23 protein-coding genes are annotated in these 24,302 nt (G+C 45.8%); 21 read left to right on the top strand and 2 right to left on the bottom strand.

What is annotated here, in order from left to right; translation table 11 throughout:
- Nucleotides 1–49: 49 nt before the first annotated feature.
- Nucleotides 50–2,305 carry an O-antigen ligase family protein gene (locus tag M6D81_RS10675; protein WP_262676876.1) on the bottom strand — a complete coding sequence of 752 codons (2,256 nt, stop codon included), beginning with the start codon at nucleotides 2,303–2,305 and terminating at the stop codon, nucleotides 50–52.
- A gap of 229 nt (nucleotides 2,306–2,534) precedes the next feature.
- Here M6D81_RS10675 and M6D81_RS10680 point away from each other — a divergent pair, with 229 nt between their 5' ends.
- The 16 genes from M6D81_RS10680 to M6D81_RS10755 all read left to right on the top strand — a co-directional run bounded on the left by M6D81_RS10680 (nucleotide 2,535) and on the right by M6D81_RS10755 (nucleotide 18,669).
- Nucleotides 2,535–3,311, top strand: a complete 777-nt coding sequence (locus M6D81_RS10680) for an ABC transporter permease (RefSeq protein WP_262676877.1) — start codon at nucleotides 2,535–2,537, stop codon at nucleotides 3,309–3,311.
- Nucleotides 3,312–3,333: 22 nt separating this feature from the next.
- A complete protein-coding gene (locus M6D81_RS10685; RefSeq protein WP_262676878.1) occupies nucleotides 3,334–4,074 on the top strand; it encodes an ABC transporter ATP-binding protein in 741 nt (246 codons plus the stop codon).
- A 45-nt stretch (nucleotides 4,075–4,119) separates the two neighbouring features.
- The gene (locus tag M6D81_RS10690; RefSeq protein ID WP_262676880.1) at nucleotides 4,120–6,618 is read left to right on the top strand and encodes a glycosyltransferase; all 2,499 of its coding nucleotides are present in this window, start codon (nucleotides 4,120–4,122) and stop codon (nucleotides 6,616–6,618) included.
- Nucleotides 6,619–6,635: 17 nt separating this feature from the next.
- Entirely contained in the window at nucleotides 6,636–7,031 is a 396-nt protein-coding gene (tagD, locus tag M6D81_RS10695) for a glycerol-3-phosphate cytidylyltransferase (RefSeq protein WP_262676881.1), read from the top strand.
- Nucleotides 7,032–7,085: 54 nt separating this feature from the next.
- A complete protein-coding gene (locus M6D81_RS10700; protein ID WP_262676882.1) occupies nucleotides 7,086–8,264 on the top strand; it encodes a CDP-glycerol glycerophosphotransferase family protein in 1,179 nt (392 codons plus the stop codon).
- Nucleotides 8,265–8,339: 75 nt separating this feature from the next.
- Nucleotides 8,340–9,413, top strand: coding sequence for a CDP-glycerol glycerophosphotransferase family protein (locus M6D81_RS10705; RefSeq protein WP_262676883.1), 1,074 nt, complete (start codon nucleotides 8,340–8,342; stop codon nucleotides 9,411–9,413).
- Nucleotides 9,414–9,748: 335 nt separating this feature from the next.
- Nucleotides 9,749–10,492 (top strand): sugar phosphate nucleotidyltransferase, encoded by a 744-nt coding sequence (locus M6D81_RS10710; RefSeq protein ID WP_262676884.1) that lies wholly within the window; start codon nucleotides 9,749–9,751, stop codon nucleotides 10,490–10,492.
- 14 nt (nucleotides 10,493–10,506) lie between these two features.
- Nucleotides 10,507–11,070 carry a dTDP-4-dehydrorhamnose 3,5-epimerase gene (gene rfbC / locus M6D81_RS10715; RefSeq protein ID WP_262676885.1) on the top strand — a complete coding sequence of 188 codons (564 nt, stop codon included), beginning with the start codon at nucleotides 10,507–10,509 and terminating at the stop codon, nucleotides 11,068–11,070.
- Nucleotides 11,071–11,072: 2 nt separating this feature from the next.
- Nucleotides 11,073–12,062: a dTDP-glucose 4,6-dehydratase gene (rfbB, locus tag M6D81_RS10720; RefSeq protein ID WP_262676886.1), complete on the top strand. Its 990-nt coding sequence runs from the start codon at nucleotides 11,073–11,075 to the stop codon at nucleotides 12,060–12,062.
- Nucleotides 12,063–12,200: 138 nt separating this feature from the next.
- Entirely contained in the window at nucleotides 12,201–13,064 is an 864-nt protein-coding gene (rfbD, locus tag M6D81_RS10725; RefSeq protein WP_262676887.1) for a dTDP-4-dehydrorhamnose reductase, read from the top strand.
- A 16-nt stretch (nucleotides 13,065–13,080) separates the two neighbouring features.
- Nucleotides 13,081–14,034, top strand: a complete 954-nt coding sequence (locus M6D81_RS10730; RefSeq protein WP_262676888.1) for a glycosyltransferase family 2 protein — start codon at nucleotides 13,081–13,083, stop codon at nucleotides 14,032–14,034.
- Nucleotides 14,035–14,229: 195 nt separating this feature from the next.
- Complete coding sequence (locus M6D81_RS10735; RefSeq protein WP_262676889.1) at nucleotides 14,230–15,636, top strand: undecaprenyl-phosphate glucose phosphotransferase; 1,407 nt, start codon at nucleotides 14,230–14,232, stop codon at nucleotides 15,634–15,636.
- A complete protein-coding gene (locus tag M6D81_RS10740; RefSeq protein ID WP_262676890.1) occupies nucleotides 15,626–16,630 on the top strand; it encodes a glycosyltransferase family 2 protein in 1,005 nt (334 codons plus the stop codon). Before M6D81_RS10735 ends, M6D81_RS10740 begins: the two co-directional genes overlap by 11 nt.
- A 138-nt stretch (nucleotides 16,631–16,768) precedes the next feature.
- On the top strand, nucleotides 16,769–18,205 hold the full coding sequence (cls, locus tag M6D81_RS10745; protein ID WP_262676891.1) for a cardiolipin synthase: 1,437 nt from the start codon (nucleotides 16,769–16,771) through the stop codon (nucleotides 18,203–18,205).
- A 76-nt stretch (nucleotides 18,206–18,281) separates the two neighbouring features.
- The gene (locus tag M6D81_RS10750) at nucleotides 18,282–18,467 is read left to right on the top strand and encodes a hypothetical protein (RefSeq protein ID WP_262677060.1); all 186 of its coding nucleotides are present in this window, start codon (nucleotides 18,282–18,284) and stop codon (nucleotides 18,465–18,467) included.
- 16 nt (nucleotides 18,468–18,483) lie between these two features.
- Nucleotides 18,484–18,669, top strand: coding sequence for an H-type small acid-soluble spore protein (locus tag M6D81_RS10755; protein ID WP_262676892.1), 186 nt, complete (start codon nucleotides 18,484–18,486; stop codon nucleotides 18,667–18,669).
- Nucleotides 18,670–18,761: 92 nt separating this feature from the next.
- Here the strand turns inward: M6D81_RS10755 and M6D81_RS10760 are convergent, their stop codons facing one another.
- Complete coding sequence (locus tag M6D81_RS10760) at nucleotides 18,762–19,073, bottom strand: dehydrogenase (RefSeq protein WP_262676894.1); 312 nt, start codon at nucleotides 19,071–19,073, stop codon at nucleotides 18,762–18,764.
- A gap of 163 nt (nucleotides 19,074–19,236) precedes the next feature.
- Between M6D81_RS10760 and M6D81_RS10765 the strand changes: the two genes are divergently transcribed.
- The 5 genes from M6D81_RS10765 (at nucleotide 19,237) to M6D81_RS10785 (ending at nucleotide 24,225) form a co-directional block, all read left to right on the top strand.
- A complete protein-coding gene (locus M6D81_RS10765; protein ID WP_262676895.1) occupies nucleotides 19,237–19,845 on the top strand; it encodes a DedA family protein in 609 nt (202 codons plus the stop codon).
- Nucleotides 19,846–19,886: 41 nt separating this feature from the next.
- Nucleotides 19,887–20,453, top strand: coding sequence for a thioredoxin family protein (locus M6D81_RS10770; protein WP_262676896.1), 567 nt, complete (start codon nucleotides 19,887–19,889; stop codon nucleotides 20,451–20,453).
- Nucleotides 20,454–20,456: 3 nt separating this feature from the next.
- Nucleotides 20,457–21,104 carry an MBL fold metallo-hydrolase gene (locus M6D81_RS10775; RefSeq protein WP_410795718.1) on the top strand — a complete coding sequence of 216 codons (648 nt, stop codon included), beginning with the start codon at nucleotides 20,457–20,459 and terminating at the stop codon, nucleotides 21,102–21,104.
- A gap of 81 nt (nucleotides 21,105–21,185) precedes the next feature.
- Nucleotides 21,186–23,414, top strand: a complete 2,229-nt coding sequence (locus M6D81_RS10780) for a Tex family protein (RefSeq protein WP_317259110.1) — start codon at nucleotides 21,186–21,188, stop codon at nucleotides 23,412–23,414.
- Between the two features lie 148 nt (nucleotides 23,415–23,562).
- Complete coding sequence (locus tag M6D81_RS10785) at nucleotides 23,563–24,225, top strand: nitroreductase family protein (RefSeq protein ID WP_262676897.1); 663 nt, start codon at nucleotides 23,563–23,565, stop codon at nucleotides 24,223–24,225.
- Nucleotides 24,226–24,302 lie beyond the last annotated feature (77 nt).

The raw sequence follows: 24,302 nt of genomic DNA on the forward strand, positions 1-24,302 counted from the left end.
ACGTCCTATGACTATTTATTCCGCTGCAGGGGAAAACATACCTTGAAACTTATTTCAAAGAAGCCAACACTTCCTTCATTGGAGCGGTGAAATTGAAGCTGCGTCCTTGTTTCTGCTCCTCCGGCAACGTCTCCAGCATCGCTATTCTTCGGTTCACCTCAGCTTCCAAATCGCGAATACGATGCTCGTATTGCGTCGCTTTCTCCTCGTCCTTGTTCTGCAGTGCAATGGTACGGACATCCCGATATGCGAGCATCGCATGCTCGTACATCTCGATCATCCAAGGGAACTTCAGCAGCGCTTCATCCAAGACGGGAAGTGTGTCCTCCAGCTTGCCATTCAATTGATGCACTCTGATCTGCAGCGCCAGCAGCCCACGATTGTATTCGTCATGCTTGCGCGCCGCATCCAGCGTCTCTTGCGCTTGCTTCAGCAATTCCGGATCCCTGTTCTGCTCGTACACCTGCAGTATCCAGCTTACCTTGGTGATGGAATACGTCGATTGATCCGGTGCCTGGTCAATCGACTTCTCCAGCCTCTCCATTAACTGATTGTAGGAAGCCTTCTGCTTGACGGCTAGTGAAACCGTCTCGTTATAACGGCTTACTGCTGAATATTGGGTAGATGTAACGACAAGCAGTACAAGGCAAATCACTGCAAGCAGTCCGGGGTAGACGGCTTTCTGCCAGCCGTTGAGCTGCAATTTGGCCAATGATGCTACCTCCAGCTTGTCATGGTACGGAGCGAGCATGCATCCAAGCGACAGGAAGGCCAATGCACCGATGTAAACATAGCTCATATCGAAATCCATTGCGCTATGCGCCAGCAGCGACAGCGACAGAATAAAGAAGACCAAGTGGCTGCCGCGAAGCTCGGGATGGCGAATATGCGACCGGACGAACAGGAAGTAAGCATAAGCAATAAAACCAATCAAGATTGCCAGTCCCAGCCAGCCGACCTCTACAAGCACTTGCACATAGAAGCTATGTGCTTGTCTGCTCTCATAAGGGTTGTTCTGGTATTGTTCGTACATCGCTTGCCAAGCGCCGCCGCCTGCACCGATGACAGGGTAATCGCTGGCTGCACGTACACCGTCTTTATAGAACGTAATCCTCTCAAGTACACTGTGCTGGTTGAAGTTAATATTCTCGAAGCGATCCGCCAGCTGCTGCGGAAGCATTCCTCTGACGGCCGGGCTGGATAGCAGTACTGCGGCGCATACGGTCGTCACGACGGCAATTAGTGCAGGAATGAGCAGGAACGACCATTTCCGGTCGGCAATTCGCGAGAACTTCCCTTCTACCCATGTCTCCAGCTTGGCGTGATACAGCCAGACGAATGCGGCCGTTACTAAGGAAGCTGCCAGCAGCAATCCCCAGCCCGTAGCGGGAAGCGAGTTGAACAGCGATATCGTTGACAACGCCTTCGTCCCCGTCGGTTGGACGATTGCCGCTATGTCGTTCATAACAGCCGTAACCTTGCCCAGAATAACCATGGAGATAGCTATGGAGACGACCATATAGAGCAAGTAGGCAATCTGCTTCGTCAGCTTCATTAACGGAATAATAAGCAAGACGACGACCGGGATAATGACAAATGCGCCACGAGAGAACGTCAGCATGAACGATATCCAGATCGGTACAAGGAAAGCTGCGTTCATCAGCCGGATATAACTGTTGCCGTTATGGGATGCATAGTACAAGCAAGCCAGGAATAGAGCAATCAGGAAGCCGGCATATGTATTGGAGTACTGGAATACCGATGTTAGGCGGTAGCCGTCATGCGCGAGCCATAGCGCGTCCATGTAATAAATCTGGCCAAACAAGTTGAACAATCCGAACAACACAATGATGCCGCCGGCGATCATGATACCGCCCTCGATTATATGGCGCGTCCGCGCTGCTCCTGCGGTATATAAGCCGCTTATGAAGAGTAGAGCGAACATGCCGTAGATCATCACCATAAAGTCTGCGTAGTAGTCTGATACCGCCTGCATGGAGGAAATCCAGTAAATAAGCGGGATCAACATGACAGCAATCGACAAAATACCGGTGTGGCTGGAAATTTTCCAATTCCGTATTAGGTAAATGAGGGGAAGAAATGATAGAATAAAGATATAAATTGCCGACTTGTAGATTGGAGGTTCGAAGCTGGACTCGTATCCATTGAACAAACCTCTGTCATAAGGGAAAATAACAAAAAACAGGGCAAGGCCAATAGCGCCAAGCCACCATAGAGGCGACACCTCTCCTTTTCCCGTATTTCCCGGGTAATTCCGCTTTGTCGCTTTCTGTCGTGCGCCCATTCGTATGTACTCCTATCTTTGTTTATTCTATGCTTTAACTGGAAAAGATACTCTATTATTTTATCAAATGTGGTGGGGGATTACTATACGAGTGAAAGAGTTCGACATGTTTTGCTAATATGGAATTCAGAAAGGTGTGTTCATGGGTTGGATAGTTTGGTAAACTGTTGGAAGGAACGTAGAAAAGACTTCTGAGAAATTGCAGTTCGCAGGTGATGTGGAGGTATATATGACAAGCTATCTTTTGAATTTAAATAAGTATAAAGATTTATTTATTGAACTAGTTATTCAAGACGTCAAATTAAAGTATAGAAATTCATACATTGGAATAGTTTGGAGCATGCTAAATCCTATACTCATGATGATAGTACTTACTATAATATTTTCTGCATTATTTGAAAGGACAATTGATAATTTTCCAGTTTATGTACTTACAGGAAGGCTTGTCTACACCTACTTTTCTGAAGCAACTAATTTTGCATTAGAATCTTTAAGAAGTAACAGTCAATTAATTAAAAAGGTTTATGTACCAAAGTATTTCTTTCCAATGTCCCGAGTATGTTCATCTTTTATAACAAGCTGTATATCAATTGTACCAATTATTATTGTAATGTTTGTAACAGGTATGGATTTTTCATTGTATAATTTGCTAATTATAGTTCCATTATCTTTACTTTTTGCAATTTGTTCCGGCATCGGTTTGATATTATCGACAATAAATGTGTTTTTTCGGGATATTAAGCACTTTTATACTATAATTTTAACAATGTTAATGTATGCTACACCAATTTTTTATCCTGAGGAAATTATTCCTGAAAAATATAAATTTCTAATTGAACTTAATCCGATGTTCTCTATTGTAGGCATGGTACGTGATGTTGTGATGTATAACATGTTCCCAAACTTGATGGATATTTTATTTGCTTTATTTTATTCTATCATACTATTGTTTATTGGTTTGTTTATTTTTTATAAAAACCAAGATCGATTTATTCTTTACTTATAAATATATATACTGAGGTATTAAAATGACAAATTCTAAATCTACATTGACTGTGAAAAATGTTTCAATGCACTATAGGATTGCAACGGAAAAAATAAATTCATACAAAGAGTATTTCATAAAAAGATTGAAAAATGATATTAATTATAAGGATTTTCGTGCCTTACATGATGTTTCATTTGAAGTAAATAAGGGAGAAGTTTTTGGGATTATTGGTAAGAATGGTGCTGGAAAGAGCACCCTGTTGAAAATAATATCAGGAATTATTAAACCTACAAAAGGAAATGTTGAAAGGAAAGGGACTATTGCACCATTAATTGAATTAGGAGCCGGCTTTAAAGAGGAGCTTACGGGCATCGAAAATATTTATTTAAACGGTTTATTACTGGGTTATTCAAAAAAGTTTTTAAAAGAAAAAGAAGAAGAAATCATTCGATTTTCTGAACTAGAAGAGTTTATTTACACACCATTGAAAAATTACTCTTCTGGCATGAAAGCAAGATTGGGCTTTTCTATAGCAACATCAATCAAACCAGACATTCTTATTGTTGATGAAGTACTAGCAGTTGGTGATTATACTTTTAGAGAAAAGTGTGAAAAAAGAGTGAATGAAATGATTCAAAGTGGAACAACTGTTTTGTTTGTTTCACACTCAATAACTCAAATAGAAAAATTGTGTAATCGTGTTTTGTGGTTAGAGAGAGGGATTGTCAAAGAACATGGACAAACTGATGTTGTTTGTTCGCGGTATAAGAATTTTTATTAAAATTCTGTTATTTATTACATTTATCGGGAATAAGGAGCTGTTATTGTGTTAACGCTTGAGAAAATCAATAAAGGAATGAGAATGTTAGTTGCTCCAATGAAATCTTATTTTCAAAGTAACTCTTTTAGAACTAGAATAAAATATACAAAGTATTTTAATGAAAATCAGATTAATTCAAATACAATATTATATGAATCTTATCATGGTAAAAATATGTCTTGCAATCCATATGCTATTTTTTTGGAAATACTAAAGAATCCTAAATATAATGATTACAAGCATATATGGGCTTTAAATGATAATCTTGATGTTTACTTGAATAAGTATAAGTCATATTCAAATATTGAGTTTGTAAGAATTAATAGTAAGGAATACTTGAAATACTTAACCTCGGCGAAGTACTTGATTAACAATGTTACGTTCCCTACTTATTTCCAAAAAAAAGAGGGGCAGGTTTATATTAATACTTGGCATGGTACCCCAATTAAAACGTTAGGGAAATATATTAATAATACTTTAGTAGATCACGCAAATGTAACTCGTAATCTGCTACAAGCTGATATGATAATTAATCCAAACAAATTTACTGCTGATATAATTGTCGATTCATATGATTTAGATGGAATATACTCTGGGGAAATTTCTGACCAAGGTTATCCTAGAATAGATTTAACAATAAACCCAATTGAAAATGTAAGGGAATCTTTGTCAATCGGTGAGGAGGGAAAAATAATTTTATATGCTCCGACATGGAGAGGGATTGGTAATAAACCCGAGAAAGCAATTAAAGAAACATATGATCAAATCATAAAACTAACTGCACTTATTCCTACAGATTATCAGCTAATAGTAAAAATACATAATTTAGCCTACAAGGAAATAATAAAGCTTGATATAGATCGTTTTAAATTAATTCCTGATACAATCGATACAAATGAATTACTTTCTATAGTCGATGTATTAATTACTGATTACTCAAGTATATTTGTCGATTATATGGTTACTAAAAAACCAATTATTTTTTATATGTTTGATAGATATAAATATCTTGATAAAAGAGGACTAATAATAGATATTGAAACACTTCCTGGACCTGTTTATGAAACCATTGAGCAATTAATGCGAGGTTTAGAACGGATTAATGAAGTGCATGAACTCAGTAAAGAGAAATATGAAAATATGCTGAAAGTGTTTAATTATAATGATGATGGCTTTGCGAGCTCTAGGCTAATAAGTAATATGTTTGAAAAAAAGGCTACAATAGCTTCAAGTTACTCAATATTGGATGAGAAAAAAATTAATATCTTATTTTATTGTGGTGGGTTAGTTAATAATGGAATAACAAGTTCGGTTATCAATTTATTAAATGCTATTGATTATAATAAATACAACGTCGCAATACTAGAAAAATATAAATATGATGAAGTATCAAGGAATAATCTTTTGAAAATTAATCGTAAAGTTAAAAGATTACATCGAGTTGGCTCTATGAATCATAGCTTGTTTGAAGTTTATAAGAATTTACTTATTACAAAACTAGGTATAAATTCGAAATGGTTAAGCAAAATTTATCCAACTGAATTGTATACTCGCGAAATTAATAGAATATTGGGAAATAGTCGCTTTGATGTAGCGGTAGATTTCAGCGGATATACTCCATTTTGGACATCGTTAATTTCCTCAGGCAATTTTAAAAGAAAGGTAATTTATCAACACAATGATATGGCAGAGGAGTATAGAAAAAAAATATCAGGGGTATACAAACACAAGAGAAACTTGGATATTATTTTCCCTCTCTATAGTAATTTTGATAAAATTGTTGCTGTTTCAAAACATACAATGGAGAAAAATTTAAATGGTCTCGAGCAATATATCGATAGGGATAAAATAACTTATGTACATAATTGTCTTGATTACAATAAAATTCAGGAGCAACTTCTTACGAAAGAAATAATTTGTGCGAATGATAACGATTATCTCTTGATAAAAAAAATAGAAGGCGATTTTTTGGAGTTGAAAGGGATTAAAGTGCCAAATAGAGAGAAGATTCACTTTGTGACAATGGGAAGGTTATCGCCAGAAAAAGATCATCTCAAACTGATTGATGCATTTGAGTATCTGTCCAAAGAAAATGAAAATGTTATGTTACATATTATTGGACAAGGTCCTATGGAAAAAGAGCTTAAAAGAAAGGTGGCTAAGTTGAGATTAAAGGAAAGAGTGGTTTTTACTGGACAATTAACCAATCCGTTTTCATATATCGATGCATGTGATTGTTTTGTTCTATCTTCTAATCATGAAGGGCAGCCTATGGTTCTGTTGGAAGCATTAACAATGAGAAAGCCAATTATTTCAACTGACATAGCTGGATCAAGGAGTGTTCTTGAAGGAGGATATGGTTTGTTAGTTGAAAATAATGTGAAAGGTCTTGTTTATGGAATGCAGAAATATATACACCAGGAATACAGTTCATTGGATTTTAATTATAAAGAGTATAACGTACGAGCATTGAGAATGTTTTATAGAGAAGTTTGTAACGTATGAAATGAGGTGGACTATATATGAAAAGGGTTTTAACTTACGGTACTTATGATTTGTTACATCGTGGTCATATTAATTTATTGAAACGTGCAAAAGAATTAGGAGACTATTTAATAGTTGCACTATCATCTGACGAGTTTAATAAAATAAAGAACAAGAAGTCGTATCACTCGTATGATGACAGAAAAGTAATTCTAGAATCTATTAAGTATGTCGATTTAGTAATACCAGAGCATAATTGGGAGCAAAAAATTAATGATGTTAAAATGAATGATGTAGATATATTTGTTATGGGAGATGATTGGGAAGGAGAGTTTGATTTTCTAAAAGTATTTTGTGAAGTTATTTATTTACCTCGAACTACAGGTATTTCAACAACAAAAATAAAAAATGATTTAAGAGTTGTGAATAAATAACTGATTCGATGATTGGAGAGAGTGATGAGTCGAATAAGGAGTCTGTTTATCAATTTGATTATAAAAATATATAAAATTATCAATCACTTCATGTCTGTAAAGAAAAGTGTGATTATTTTTGAAAGTAATGTAGGTAAATCATATACTGGTAACCCGAAATACATTTATGAAGAATTGGTTCGGCAAAATCTTGATAAAAAATATAAATGTGTATGGGTATTTGAAAACCCAAAAGATAAAAATCTTAAAACAGTGGGAACATGCAAAAAAATTAAACGCTTGAGAATAAGATATTTCTACTACATTATGATTTCTCAGTTTTGGATTTTTGATAGTCGACATCCTCGCTTTATTATTAAACAAAAAGATACGAATTATATCCAGACATGGCATGGAACTCCATTGAAAAAATTGGCGTTGGATATGGATTCCTTAAGCATGGGTGGTGAAACTGATATTGAAAACTATAAAAGATTGTTTAAATTAAACACTCAAAATTGGGACTTTTTAATATCACAAAATAAGTATTCTTCTGAGATTTTTAGAAGAGCTTTTGACTTTAGAAATAGAATCATTGAGATTGGTTATCCTAGGAATGATCGACTAGTAATGAAGTATGACACCGATCAGAAAAATGCACTAAAACAAAAGTACGGGCTCCCCTTAGAAAAAAAAATCATTTTATATGCACCTACATGGAGAGACAATGAGTTCTATTCAAAAATGAAATACGAAATGAACTTAAGAATAAACATTGATTTATTTTCTGAAGAATTAGGAGAAGAAGCTGTGTTTATTATTAAAAGCCATTACTTGATTTCAAAAAATATATTAATAAATAATGAAACAAATAATTCAGTTCTTTTATTAAATTCTTCTTCAGTAGATATACAAGAGCTATTTATTGTTTCAGACATTTTAATTACTGACTATTCTTCTGTTATGTTTGATTTTAGTATACTGGGTAAACCAATGATTTTTTATGTATATGATTACGAATTTTATAGGGATCAATTAAGGGGGCTTTATTTTGACATTGTCGATGAAGTACCTGGACCAATAGTATTTAATGACATAGATCTCATTGATCAAATAAAAAAAATAATAAGTTCCAGTTCAACTTACTATATTGAGTATAACGAAAAATATAAGAGTTTTGTTGAAAAGTATAATCATGCAGATGATGGGACTGCGGCAATAAAAATAGTCGAACTAATAGAAATGCTTAATTAGAATTTAGGTGAATTTATGAAGTCATTAATGTATAGAATTTTTGCATTCTTGTTTTGGATATATAGAGTTTTTCCTTTGAATCGAAAAAAGGTATTATTTATTATGACTCATGATTTTCATTTAGAAGGTAATATAGGGTATGTATATAACGAATTAGTTAAAAAAGATTATCCGTTGAAATATTACTGGATTTGTAAAAATGATTTAGGGATGGGGGTTGCTCCAAGAAAACTGCTCAAGACAATCTCATTGTTTTTAGTAAAGTCATATCATATGGCGACTGCGAATTATATTTTTCTTGATAATGTATTTCTTCCAATGGCATATATGAAATTTAATGCGAAAGTGAAAGTGATTCAACTATGGCATGGCTCTGGAGCAGTGAAAAAATTCGGACAAGATTGTAATACTGGTCGTCTTGCGAGACTTGAGTATTCAGCTAATCAATCATATACACATGTTATAGTAAGTTCAATTCGAGTAGTTGACCAACATGTCACTGCATTTGGTGTAAACAGAGAGAATGTGTACCCAATAGGAGTGCCTAGAGTTGATTTCTTTTATGAAAGTAGTACACAATCAGAAAGCTTAAATGAGTTTTATACTAATTACCCTGAGTTGAAAAACAAGAAAAAAATTCTATATGCCCCTACGTTCAGAGATGATGAGATTAATACACCACCTTCCATCGAAATGAATTTTGAAAAGTTAATAGAGTCTTTAGATGAAAGCTACATTATTCTATTGAGATTGCACCCTCATATTCGGAAGCATTCATATAAACATAATTATTCTAATCGATTATATGATGTTTCTGAATATTATAATTTGAATGGATTACTATTAGCTTCTGATATACTAGTAACTGATTACTCGTCTATCATTTTTGATTATATGTATCTCGAAAGACCAATGATTTTCTATGCATATGATCTTAAATCGTTCAAAGATAATTCTCGAGGTTTTTATTTTGATTATGAGACATTTGTACCAGGACCTGTGGTTAAAAATACTGACCAGTTAATTAATGAGATTTTAAACGAGACATTTAACTTGGACATGGTAAGAGAATTTAAAAATACTTATATTAACGAAAACGGTGCACATGCAACTAAGAGATTAATTAATTTGGTTTTTAGTAAGTTGTGATACTAATAGTTTCTCGGAATAAAAGCCAGGCTGAGAGTAAAGATAATGATGGTTACATTTCATATGAGGATTCGTCTGGAGAAACAGCAAGGCAGGACACATGATTAAGATTCACGTAAGGAGTATTTGTCAGCAATGAAAGTCGTGAGCTTAGATAACGTAAATAAGTTAGTCATCCAAAGTTTCACCGCGAGTGGCTAGTCTTTGTAACTAGGATCAACTAGGGAAATTTCTTACCAAGATAAGAGGAAGAAATGTTAGATGATATGAGGAAAACTTTGTTCCATCTACCTCGGCGAGTGCAGAGAGGCTGAACTATAGTGAAGGAGGCCCCAATGAAAGGAATCATCCTTGCAGGAGGGACGGGTTCGAGGCTGTACCCGCTCACGAAGGTGACGAATAAGCATCTACTGCCGGTGGGGCGGTATCCGATGATCTTCCATGCTATTGCCAAGCTGGAGGAGGCCGGGATACGAGACATCCTCATCGTGACGGGCAAGGAGCATATGGGCGATGTGGTCAGCTTACTCGGAAGCGGAGCTGATTTCGGACTCTCTTTCACCTACAAGGTGCAGGATGATGCCGGAGGAATTGCTCAAGCGCTGGGGCTGGCCGAGCACTTTGTCCAAGACGACCGAATGGTTGTTATTCTTGGAGATAACGTCTTCCAGGATTCTATCGCTCCATTCGCAGAAAGCTATGCCCAACAGGAATGCGGCGCGAAGATTTTAATTCAAAAGGTAGACGATCCCCATCGGTTCGGTGTTCCCGAGCTAGCGGAGAATCGGATCTTGTCGATAGAGGAGAAACCTCATTCTCCGAAAAGCAGCTATGCTGTAACCGGCGTGTATATGTACGATCACAAGGTGTTCGATATCATTCGAAGTCTTCAGCCTTCGGCAAGAGGCGAACTGGAAATTACGGATGTGAACAATGCCTATATAGCTAGAGGCGAGTTGTCTTACGATGTGCTGTCGCAGTGGTGGAGCGATGCGGGAACCCATGCTTCCTACAGCAAGGCAAATGAGCTAGCGAAGGATATTCTCTACAGTGCCAAATTCGGTACGGTGAAATTGTAAATGGCGGTGAAGAGATGAAACTGCAGGAGACAAGCTTGCCGGGAGTAATGCTTATTGAGCCTAAAGTCTTTTCTGATCATCGTGGCTTCTTTATGGAGAGCTATAACTTCGATCAGTTCGCCGAGCATGGGATGAATACAAGCTTTATGCAAGATAATCATTCTCTGTCGAAGGACGTCCATGTGCTTAGAGGGCTTCATTATCAATTGCATCCGAAGGCACAGTGCAAGCTTGTAAGGGTAACTGCCGGAGAAATCATGGATGTCGTATTGGATATACGAAGAGGCTCGCCAACCTACGGGCATTGGGCGAGCTTCGTGCTGTCGGAGGATAATAAGCTGCAATTGTATATTCCAGCCGGATTCGCGCATGGCTTCTGCACACTTGTGCCCAATACGGAGGTGCAATATAAAGTGGATGCGCCGTATTCACCTCAGCTTGACCGGGGAATCCGCTGGGATGATCCTGCGCTCGGTATTACTTGGCCGACCAATTCGCCCGTACTGTCTGAGAAGGATACACATCATCCGACCTTGGCAGAGGCGGAATTGAACTTTGCATACAAGGAGGGCGAGTGAACGTGAGGCTGTTCATTACTGGCGGCGCCGGGTTTATCGGCAGCAACTTTATTCACTATATGATGAAGCATCATCCTTCCTATCAATTAATTAATGTTGATGCGCTTACGTACGCCGGCAACCTCAATAACTTAAGTGTGGTTGAAAAGAGCGACCGGTATACTTTCGTCCATGCGGATATTAACGATCGCTTGAAGCTGGAGCCCCTCTTCCAAGAGGGGCTCGATGCAGTTATTAACTTTGCTGCGGAATCGCATGTGGATCGGAGCATTAAGGAGCCGGATATATTCGTGAAGAGCAACGTGCTCGGAACGCAGACGTTGCTTGACTTGTCCAAGCAATATGGCGTCAGCAAGTTCGTCCAAGTATCGACTGACGAAGTGTACGGTACTCTTGGAGCAACGGGCTTGTTCACGGAAGACACGCCACTTGCGCCCAACAGTCCTTATTCCGCAAGCAAAGCGGGGGCTGATCTGTTGGTTCGGGCGTATTATGAAACATTCGGGATGAATGTGAACGTTACACGCTGCTCCAACAATTACGGTCCCTATCAATTCCCGGAGAAGCTGATTCCGCTCATGATTCATCGAGCCCGGAACGATCTGTCGCTGCCTGTGTACGGCGATGGGTTGAATGTGCGTGATTGGCTCTATGTGGAAGATCATTGCCACGCGATAGACTTGGTGCTGCATCAAGGCGCAAGCGGTGAGGTCTATAATATTGGCGGTCGCAATGAACGCAATAATTTGCAGGTGGTGCGGACCATACTGGAGACGCTTGGGAAGCCGGAATCGCTTATTACTTTCGTAGAGGATCGGCTAGGACACGACCGTCGTTATGCCATCGATGCCGACAAGATTCGCAGGGAGCTTGGCTGGGAGCCGAAGCATAATTATGAGAGCGGAATTAAGGAAACGATTGACTGGTATATCCGTAGTGAGCAGTGGATGAACGATTGTATAACGGGAGCCTATCGAACACGACAAGTGTAAGCGACAGAGCGGTCTGTTCGATGAATGGCACTGCAGAATAGGTAGCCTCAATAGGCTATTAGTTTGATAGAAGAAGCTTAGCGGAATGTAATGTGCTGTTCCGGTCACGTCTTTGAGTAAGGGGGGCAATCTTGAGTTTTGAACCAATCTAGCAAATCTACTTATAAAATCGCGATCACGGGAGCCGGAGGCATGCTGGGGAAAGAGTTGTCGCTGCTAAGCACCTCAGGGCTGACGATGATTCCACTCACCCGGCAAGAGTTGGATATTACGGATGCGGAACAGTGCATGAGCGTATTCCAGCAGTTGCAGCCCGACACCGTTATCCATTGCGCAGCATACACAGCCGTGGATCAAGCGGAGACCGATGAAGCGGAAGCTTATCGCATTAATGCTGAGGGCACGCGATATGTAGCAGAGGCAGCGCAACAAGCGGGAGCCAAGCTTATATACATCAGCACGGATTATGTCTTCGACGGGAGTGCTTCAACCCCCTACCCGGCTCATGCACCGACTAATCCCAAGACGATATACGGCAAGTCCAAGCTCGCAGGAGAGCGGGCGGTGCAAGCAACGCTGCCGCAGCATTTCATTGTCAGAACGTCATGGGTGTTCGGCAAGCATGGGAATAACTTTGTATCTACAATGCTGAAGCTGGCGAGTGAACGGGATGTCTTGAAGGTTGTGAACGATCAAATCGGCAGTCCGACATATACATATGATTTGGCCCGCCTTCTGGTGGAACTTGCACGCAGCGAAGCTTATGGCATTTACCACGCAACGAATGAGGGCAACTGCTCATGGTACGAGTTCGCGAAGGCGATATTCGAGCTGTGTCCTGATGCACCGGTGGTAGAGCTTCTGCCATGTAAGACGGAGGAATTTCCGCGGCCAGCGCCCAGACCAGCCTATTCGGTGCTGAATGGGGATGACTTGGCAGAGCAGGGATTTCAGTCCCTCCGTCCATGGAGAGAGGCGCTGAAGCACTATTTTACGGAATGATAAGCGAGGGTTGTCTATGTCTGCTCCAACGGTTAGTGTATGCATCGTGACCTATAATAGCGCGAAGGATATCGGAGCGTGCCTCGAGGCAGTCTCTATGCAGACCATCCCGGTGTCCATCGTCATCGTCGATAACGCATCCGCCGACCGTACGCTGGAGGCGATAAGGGAGCATCAATCCGCTGCTCTGCCCATCAATCTTATACGGAATACGGTTAACAACGGATTCGCAGGGGGGCAGAATCAGGCGATCAGAGCGACGGATAGCGATTATGTGCTTGTACTGAATCCCGATGTACGCCTGGAGCCGGACTATGTGGAGAAGCTTATCGCCTGGATGGAACAGCATCCGAAGACAGGCAGCGCTACCGGTCAGCTTGTGCTGGAGGATCGACCCGATTTGATTGACAGCACGGGCCTTGCTATGGGCCTATCCCGAAATGCAAAGGATCGGGGAGCGGGGGAGGCTGCTGCCAATTGGAGCCAAAGCGGCGAGGTGTTCGGCGTGTCCGGAGCGGCATCAATGTATTCACGCCGCATGATTGATGAGATCTCTCTCGACGGAGAATTTTTTGACGAGCAGTTTTTTGCCTATAAGGAGGATGTGGATGTCGCATGGCGGGCACAACGGCTAGGCTGGAAGTCGCAGTATGTCTCATCGGCCAAGGCGGTTCATGCTCGTGGATGGAAGAAAGGCGGAAGAAGCTCGATTCCGCTCTTCGTCAGACAGCACTCATATATGAATCGCTTCTATACGCTGTTGAAGAATGAGTCGATTGGTTGGCATCTGCTGCTTGTCGTGCCAGTTATCACGATTCTGGAAGCCTTGAAGCTGGGCTATATCCTCCTTAGGGAGCCCGCCCTCCTGAAGTGTGTGCCAACACTCGCGAGGACAATACCGAATATGCTGCGCAAGCGGAAAATGATCAATCGGAAATCGCGGCGGCTGCTCCATGAGGAGGATACCTGAATTGCCGTCGCCGTCCCGGCCCATGATGAGGCTAGGATTGGCGTTCCATCCATAGTTGTCCTATTATTTCCAGATAGACTTGTTTTCTTCCATTCTTTCATTTGGTACAATGTTAATAGATGAAGTGTTAAATTGGAAGAGTTGAGCGACGACACATCATGTCGAACTTTGATAGAATGCGGGTGGGTACAGGTTATGCTGCGACAAAATCAGCGGTTTTTGACACAATTGTATATGCTGGCTGATCTGTTGTGTACGCTTCTCGTTTTTTTGGGCGCTTATTGGATCAAGTTTGAAAGCGACTGGCTGGCGCATGTGAAGTCGATCCCGTTCTCGACCTATCTGGTCTGGGGGACGGTGTATTCGTTCTCTTGCGTGCTGGTCGGTTTTTATGTGCAATTTTATTCGCCGAAGCGCCGCAAGAGCTTCTCCTACGATGTGTTGAAGATTGTTCAAATTCAAACGGTCAGCTTTCTGGGACTGCTGAGCTTGCTCTATTTCACGAATGAATCGGATGTGTCCAGACAATTTCTGCTCATCTTCTTCTGTATAAATATCGTCGCCGTCTCCGCTTATCGCTATGGGGTGAAGCAGATTCTGTCGCATTTCCGGCGGAAGGGCTTCAATAAGCGGTTCGTACTGATCGTAGGAGCGGGCTCACTCGGCCGCAGCTTCTACGCGAATCTGCATCAGCATCCCGATCTCGGTTATGAAGTGCTAGGCTTCCTGGACGATTTCCAACGCGAGCATGCTCCGGAATACAGCCATATGAAGCCGATTATCGGCACGATAGACGATCTGCAGCGCAAGCTGGAGAAGGGGCCGATCGACGAAGTCATTATGGCTCTGCCATTGGATGCGCACGGGAAGTATGGGGAAATTATCGATATTTGCGAGCGATCAGGCGTCAAGACGATGATCATCCCGGATTACTTCGATCTGCTTCCCGCCAGGCCATACTTCGACAACTTCGCAGGCATTCCGCTTATTAACGTGCGCGACGTGCCGCTTGACGAGCTTGGTAACCGATTGTTGAAGCGGTCATTTGATATTGTGTTCTCTATTCTGGCGATTATTCTCACGTCGCCCATTATGCTGTTTATCGTGCTTGGCATCAAGCTCACTTCTCCCGGTCCCGTCTTGTTCAGGCAGGAGCGGATGGGGCTTGACCGCAAGTCCTTCGACATGTTTAAATTCCGTTCCATGCATGTATCGACTTCTCAAGTATCCGACACGCAGTGGACGGTGGAGAACGACCCAAGACGCACCGCCTTCGGCTCGTTCCTCAGGCGCACGAGCCTGGATGAACTGCCGCAGTTCTTCAATGTGCTGTTGGGGCAGATGAGCGTTGTCGGGCCAAGGCCGGAGAGACCTTATTTCGTCCACCAATTCAAGGAGGACATTCCGAAGTACATGATCAAGCATCAGATCCGTCCCGGCATTACAGGATGGGCGCAAGCGAACGGTCTTCGCGGGGATACATCCATTAAAGAGCGGATTATGCATGATATTTTCTACATAGAGAACTGGACGTTCATCTTCGACTTGAAAATCATTATGAAGACTATCGTGAAGGGCCTGATGAACAAAAATGCTTACTAATCCTCTATCGCCATCAGGCACCATATCGGTTATTATCCCAACTCTGAACGCCGGTGAGGAGCTGTCAGAGCTGCTGGAGCGACTATGGCGGGGGACAGTCCGGCCGAAGGAAATTATCGTGATCGATTCCGAGTCGGAGGACGGCACACCATCAAGAGCGGAGAGGGCAGGCGCTCATGTATTGCCAATCAAACGTGCGGAATTCGATCATGGCGGAGCGCGCAACAAAGCGGCAGCTGTTGCAACCGGCGACATCCTCATGTTCATGACGCAGGATGCAATGCCCTGTGACAACGAGGTGATTGAGCGTCTTATTCAGCCTTTGCTGGTAGCTGCTCAACCGGATGAGCTGCCATCCCCCGGTCGTGTGGTCATGTCTTACGCCAGGCAGTTGCCTCAAGCCGATGCCGACATTCTCGAGAGACTGGCACGCGAGCATAACTACCCTCCGCAATCGTCGGTGAAGTCATTGGATCAGCTTGATGAATACGGTCTTCGCACTTTTTTTTGCTCCAATGTATGCTCAGCCATACGCCGGGATATTTTTCAGATGATGGGGGGCTTTCAGGAGCCGGTGCTCTTTAATGAAGATATGTTCATGGCGGCCAGATGCGTGCTTACCGGTTACGCCATTGCGTATTGCGGCGATGCGAAAGTGGTCCATTCGCACAATTACTCCGTCAGACAGCAATTCAACCGTTATTTCGACAACGGCGCTTCAATGCGGCTGAACGCCTGGATTACGTCTTACAGCTCTGTTGGAGGCGCAGGCTCCTCGCTTGTACGATTCCAGCTGAAGGGACTCGCTGCGAGCGGCAAGCTGTATCTTCTGCCAAGATTAATCGTGGAATCGGCGGCGAAGCTGCTCGGTTACAAGCTAGGCTTTCATCATCGCAAGCTGCCAAGATTTCTGGCTCGGCGCATTAGCATGCACAAGCTGATCTGGCATCGTATCGAGGAGCGGAACGACGTGAACGCCGACAGTGCCATGTAGCAAGCGACTGCTGTTGAGTTGAACACATCTCTGACTGAGGTGTGTTTTTTCGTTTTTCCATTCGGGAATATGCCTTTCCCCATCCGCTTAAACTAAGCTGTGGCTAATGGCGGCAAAGCGGAGAGGTGAGGTGTTGGCATGATGGCTGCGTGGCTGACTGTTCTTTTTATCGCCTATATTCTGCAGATCGCGGTCATTCTGCTATTGGAATACCGCAGGCAGGCTCATATGACCGCATGGCTGTTCATTGTGCTTTTATGCCCCTTTCTCGGCTTTGCCGCCTATTGGCTGGCTGGCAGTCCTTATGTCAAGAGGAGAGAGCGCGGCAGATGGCGGCTGGAGCGCTATGAGCACGTAGGCGAGGGGCGTAAGATCAAGGACTCGGACGGTGAAATATCAACATCCTGTAAGGAGGAAGCTTATCGACAGCGTCTGCTTCATGTACTGGAGAGGCTGTCGCCATTCCCGTTGCGAACCGGCAATAGGTGCAGAGTGTTGACAGATGGCGAAGCGACCTTCGATGCGATCGAGGCTGCGATGAAGCGGGCCAGGCATCATATTCATCTGGATTATTACACGATTCGTCACGACCGTGTGGGCAAGCGGTTCCTCCGAACGCTGATCGACAAGGCGCGCAAAGGTGTGGAGGTGCGCGTGCTCTATGACGGCATCGGCAGCATGCATCTTGATCGGCAATTTATAGGGGAGCTCAAGCGAGCCGGGGGACAAGCGCATTGCTTCTCGCCTGCTGCAGGGGTGCTTCGTCGCAGGCTCAATTACCGCAATCACCGCAAAATCGTGATCGTGGACGGCGCAACGGGCTTCCTGGGCGGGATTAACATCGGAGAAGAATATATCGGACTGGACCCGAAGCTTGGCTTCTGGCGGGATACCCATCTGCAGTTGAAAGGTGAAGCCGTCTATGACTTGCAGCGTCTGTTCATGAGCGATTGGCGCATGACGACCGGCGAAGTATGGCGGGACCCCGCGCCGTATATGCCTGAGCAGACGCATCAGGACGAGACAGGCGGAGAAGTTATAATCGTTCCCGGCACACCGGGCATGGAGGATCAGAAAATTGTGGAAGTGCTCGTTGCCGCTATGTCAGCTGCCACGACGAGAATATACGCGGCCACGCCATATTTCATCCCGGACCCCGCAATTGCCTCGGCGCTTCGCATCGCAGCGCGAAGCGGCGTCGATGTGCGGCTCATCATTCCCGGCATAAGCGATTCCAAGCTTGTCCTGCTGGCTACGCTGTCCCATATGACAGATATGCTGGAGGCGGGCGTGAAGGTATATCGGTATGGCAAGGGCTTTATCCATAGCAAGGTCGTGATTATCGATGAGATGTTGGCCTCCGTCGGGACAGCCAATCTGGACATGCGAAGTTTTTACAGCAATTATGAGCTGCTTGCCTTGCTGTTCGACAAAGCGGTCATTTCCCGTCTGGAGAACGATTTTATGCAGGATTTGCAGGAATCCGCAAAAATGGATGCCGAAGCCTTCTCTGCACGTCCCATGAAGCAGAAGCTGGCGGAAGCCGTCATGCACATCGTGTCTCCTTTGCTGTAAAGTATGCATGAAACAGTCGGACTGAGGGCATATTGTGGTCAAGGCAAGGCGATTGACTACGACCAGGAGGGATTCCATGAGAGAGCATGAAGCCATGTCCGCTGATCCGAAGAAGGAAGCGGAGGAGCCGCATGTGGAAGGGCGCGACGATTATTTTATGGATGTGGACCGCATGATCAATGAAGGGCTGGGCGGCGGCAACGTGACGATGCATAACGGCCTTATTGAAGAGACGACGACAGATACGATGGAAGAGGAATAGGGGGAGAGAATAGGCAATGGATGTACAGCGTGCGAAAGAGATCTATCAGTTCGAAGGGACGATTCCCGTTCATCTGGAGGGCGACTCCGTCTGGATTGAAAATGTGGATGAGGCGAACGGCATGGCCACGGTGACAGTGGGCAACAACCCCGTCAATACAAAGACGGTTTCGGTGGATCAATTGATGGAATCTAAGGAATAGACTGCGAAATCCGGGCTGCACAGCGATGATTACGTCTGATGCTTCCCGGATTTTTCATGTTTTGGCCGTGACGCAGCCGCATTCCTTGCCATCTACCCGCCATAGGCATCCCTGAACGCTTCGCATAATCGTTCCCGATCGATGTCCCACAGCTCGGCGATTTCCGGAGCGACATGCTCCTCCCACCAGTCCGCCTGCTTTCTACGGTTGTTTTGATGCTCTACAATCCAGGCCATATTGGCCAGCACTTTTTTGAAATAGAGCTCTGCTGCCGCTTCCATTTTGTCTTTGGGTACCCAGTGCTTCAGACGCTTGGCCGTCCGATACAGCTCGTTCTGGCATGCCCTGCGCACTTTGCGCGCAGTGGGCAACTGCTGCTGATGTTTTTGACCATTCGGATTCATGGACTCGTCGCTCCTCTCTATTCCATCCATATGCATGGAAGTCCGGAATGGTCACTTGGCTGAAGCAAGCGATGACGAACAAGGACAATTGTGGAAGGGGGTGCTCATGATATGGTAAAATAGCAGGGGGTAAAGGCTGGTATTATGGTAGCGGAGGTAAGGAATGGAGAACTGGATTACCGATATTATGGAGCAGTACGGGTATTTTGGCATTTTGCTGATGATTGCGCTGGAAAATCTTTTTCCGCCGATTCCTTCGGAGGTGATTCTGACATTCGGAGGCTTCATGACGATCAACACGTCGCTTACGCCGCTCGGCGTCATCATCGTGGCGACGATGGGCTCGCTTATTGGCGCCATCATCTTGTATTTCATCGGGCGCTGGCTTGATGTGGAGCGTCTGGAGCGGATTATCGACCGTTGGGGCGGTATTCTGCGGGTGAAGAAGGAGGATATTCGCAGGGCGGATGCCTGGTTCGACAAGTATGGCTATTGGGCGGTATTCCTGTGCAGGATGGTTCCGTTGATCCGAAGTCTGATCTCGCTTCCCGCCGGCATGTCCGGCATGCGTCTCGCACCGTTCCTGTTCTTCACAACGATCGGCACGCTAATATGGAATACGATCCTGGTCATGCTGGGCACGACGGTGGGGGACAATTGGAGCGATATCGTGTCGTTCATGGATGTCTACTCCAACATTGTATACGGGGTCATTGCTTTAGTCGTTATCGTCGTTATTTACTTGTATATTCGCAGAGCAAGAAAATTCTAGTATAATGGATCACATACATAGTGATGGAAAGAGGGATAGCAATGAGCAAAAGCATTGCGGACAAGCTTGGCAAAGGGATAAGCCCGCAGCAATTTCTCGATGGCATGACGAAAAACAAAGAAAAATTCGTCGATTGGATGGAGCAATTCAGCTGGCCGAGCGCCGATGACCGGGAATATTTCGAGTCGCTCAACAATCGGGACGACCTTCGCTGCCTCATTCTGATGGCGGAATGGTGCGGCGACGTGGTGCGCAATGTGCCGGCCGTATTCGGCGCACTGGAGGTATCCGGCATCCCTACCGAGGTGCTTGTGATGGAGGATCATCTGGATACGATGGACCAGTACCTGACAATGGGCGGCCGATCGATTCCGATCGTGATCTTCGCCGACACCGGCGGCGCGGTGCTGGGCCAATGGGGGCCGCGTCCGAAGCATGTGCAGGAAGCCATGATCGCATTCAAGACGGCGAATCCCGACCGCGAGGCGGCTGATTATCAGGACAAGCTGGCGGAGACGCGCCAGGAGATGATGCGCCGTTATGGAGATGGTCCCGGCTATCAGGCGGTTGTCGTGCAAGAGCTGCGCGAGCTGCTGGAGAGCTTCTAACCGATGACGATGGAAGCGACATTCAACATAGAAGCCTACTCCTTGGGACCACTGCAGACGAACTGCTATCTGCTCACCGTGACAGACGGGGAACAGGAGCGGGGCATTATTATCGATCCCGGCATGTATGCGGGAAGGCTGGCGGAACGGCTGAAGAGTGTGAAGCTGGAGGCGATCCTGCTGACGCACGCTCACTTCGATCATATGGGCGGAGTCGACGACGTTCGCAAGCTCTCCGACGCGCCGGTCTATATTCACGATCTGGAAGCGGATTGGCTAACCGATCCTCGCAAGAACGGGTCCATGCGCTGGCAGGATGTCACGCCACCGCTATCGACGGATCCTGCAGAATATGCGCTTGACGAGGGACAGACCTTGGACTTCATTGGACATTCGTTCCAGGTCATGCATACGCCGGGGCATTCTCCCGGCAGTGTAAGCTTCCTGTGCGGGCAGCATCTCTTCTCGGGAGATGTGCTGTTCAGGCAGTCGGTCGGCCGGACGGATCTTCCGGGAGGCAAGGAGCGCGATCTCTACGATTCCATTAGTCTGAAGCTGTACAAGCTTCCCGCCGATACGATTGTCTATCCCGGCCATGGGGGGCGGACGACGATCGGCTACGAGATGGCGAACAATCCCTATACGGCATAACCGGAAGCATTCCCGACCGAGCAGGAAGGGGATGCTTCTCTAATCTTCACTGACTATTCTAAAGAGGACGGTGCAATCCCATTGACGCATACGATAGAGCAAGAGACGAACGGCAAGGTGCAATTATCGGATGAAGAGAGAGCGGCTGAGCTCGCCAGAATCATGAGCGGCATAGCCGCCGAGAGCAGTATTCCCATTAGCAAAGTGAAAGCGGCAGTCTCTCTGATGGACGAGGGCAACACTATTCCGTTCATTGCCCGATACCGCAAAGAGATGACGGGAGAGCTGGATGAGAATCAACTGCGGCTTATCGAGGAGAAGCTGCAATATATGCGCAATCTGGAGGAGCGCAAGCGCGAGGTTATTCGCTTGATCAATGAGCAGGGCAAGCTTACGGACGAGCTGCGAACAGGTATTGAGCGGGCCGTCAAGCTGCAGGAGGTCGAGGATCTGTACCGCCCTTACCGCCAGAAGCGGAAGACGCGCGCCAGCGTGGCGAAGGAGAAGGGGCTTGAGCCGCTCGCTCAGTGGCTGTGGGCGCAGCCGCGCCAAGGCAATCCGTTAGCGGAAGCCGCTTCCTATGTGAATGACGAGAAGGGAGTGTCTTCAGCAGAGGAAGCTCTGCAAGGGGCGATGGATATTCTGGCGGAGAACTTCGCCGATGACGCGGCGATCCGCTCCTGGGTGCGGAAATTCACCTTCGATCAATCTTTGCTTCGTACGGAAGCTAAGAATGGGGGCGAAGAATCCGTATACGAGATGTATTACAGCTATCAGGAGCCTGTGCGGAAGCTGCCGCCGCATCGCGTGCTGGCCATTAATCGCGGCGAGCGTGAAGAAGTACTGCGCGTATCGTTCGATACGCCTGTGGAGCGCATCCATGACCATATGAAGCGCAAGCTGCTCAGGAACGGAACGGCGGCAGAGGTGCGCCAGACGCTGGAAGCGGTCATCGAAGATGCTTACAAGCGGCTGATCGCCCCATCAATCGAGCGTGAGGTGCGGGCAGAGCTGACGGAGAAGGCGGAGGAGCATGCCATAACGATTTTCTCAGAGAATCTTCGCAATCTGCTGCTTCAACCTCCGGTACGAGGCAAAGTTGTGCTTGGTGTCGACCCGGCTTACCGCACCGGCTGCAAGCTGGCGGTCGTGGACGATACCGGCAAGCTGATGGAAGTGGCGGTATGCTATCCGACGCCACCGAACAATCGGGTTGCCGAAGCAGAGAAGCTGGTTGGCGGCTTTATTGACAAGTATATGGTCGAGCTGATCGTCATTGGCAACGGCACGGCTTCGCGCGAGACGGAGCAGTTCATCGCCGGTCTGATCAGCAAGCGCGTATCCTCCGAATTGCAATATATTATCGTCAATGAAGCGGGCGCGAGCGTGTATTCTGCATCCAAGCTGGCAGCGGAGGAATTCCCGAAGCTGGACGTAGCGGAGCGCAGCGCAGTCTCCATTGCTCGCCGCCTGCAGGACCCGCTGGCCGAGCTCGTCAAGATTGAACCGAAGGCAATCGGAGTCGGTCAGTACCAGCATGACGTCAGCCAGAAGCGGCTGGATGAGAGTCTGGGCGGCGTCGTGGAATCCGCCGTTAACCATGTCGGGGTCGATGTCAACACGGCGTCGGCGTCGCTGCTCGCATACGTTGCAGGGGTCAATGCTACGGTGGCGAAGAATATCGTGAAGTACCGCGAAGAGAACGGACGCTTTCAGAAGCGGGCGCAGCTGCAGAAGGTGCCGCGGCTCGGAGCAAAGTCCTATGAGCAGTGCATCGGCTTTCTGCGCATACCGGAAGCAGTCAACCCGCTGGATCATACGCCGATTCATCCGGAATCGTATGCAGTCGTCGATGAGCTGTTCAAGCAGCTCGGACTGAAGCTGAACGATCTGCGGTCGGACAGTGTGCGGGAGAAGCTGACGGCAATCGAAGTGGAGACAACGGCGGCCTCTCTCGGCGTAGGCGTGCCTACACTGCGGGATATTGTCGATAGCTTGTTGAAGCCGGGACGCGATCCGCGCGAGGAGCTTCCTCCGCCTATCTTCCATACCGACGTGCTGAATATTGAAGATTTGACGCCCGGAATGGAGCTGCAGGGCACAGTGCGCAATGTCATAGACTTCGGAGCATTCGTCGACATCGGCATCAAAAATGACGGACTCGTCCATATTTCCCAGCTCAGCGACCGATTCGTCAAGCATCCCATGGACGTCGTGTCCGTCGGCGACAATGTGACGGTATGGGTGCTCAGCGCAGATGTGAAGAAAGGCCGCGTCAGCTTGACGATGAAGAAGCCAAACGCCAAATAGGAGCCGTATAGAGTGAGTTGATTTCAAAAATTTGTTACCTAATTTCAATTAGTTAGTTAATTGACATTCCTCCGAAGGGCGATTATACTGTAAAAATGAAAGTTACAGTTAGGTTGAAATTCAACAAAAGTTTTGAGGAGGATATAAAATGACAACATCAGTGGAAATGAAGGAACAAATAAATCAACAAGCTGCGGCGTTTATCGATGTGCTGGAGGGGCGCCGTTCCGTTCGTAAATATGACAGCAGCTATGTGATACCGGAAGAGGAAATTCGCGAGCTGTTGGCTACGGCAACGAAGGCGCCGTCTTCATCCAACATGCAGCCATGGCGTTTTCTTGTCGTGACGGATGCGGAACTGAAACAGAAGCTGCTCCCGATCGCCTGGAATCAGCAGCAAGTGGCCGAGGCTTCCGCCATCGTTATTGTAATGGCTGACTTGAAGATGTACGAGCGCGCTGAAGAAATTTACAGCTCGGCGGTTGCTGCAGGCTACATGACGGAAGAGATCAAAAACACGATGATTGCCAACTCCACCAATTTGTATCAAGGTCTTCCGGATGAGCGTCTGAAGGAAATTGTCGTCTTCGACACAGGACTTGTAGCTATGCAGCTCATGCTTGCAGTCCGTGCCAAAGGCTATGATACTGTTCCGATGGGCGGTTATGACCGTGACGCAGTGAAAGCTATGTTCAGCATTCCTGACCGCTACTTGCCGACGCTGATGCTGCCAATCGGCAAGGCCGCTGCTCCAGGACATCCTACGACACGTCTGGCGGTAGAGGACATCTCGTTCTTTAACGGAATGTAACTGGGATTATCGCTCAGAACGGTCACGTAGTCCCTCACAGTGCCTCTCGTCTCGCACGGATACAAGTGAGCAACCAT

The sequence above is a fragment of the Paenibacillus sp. J5C2022 genome (assembly GCF_025567625.1).
In the GTDB taxonomy this organism is placed as follows: Bacteria; Bacillota; Bacilli; order Paenibacillales; family Paenibacillaceae; genus Pristimantibacillus.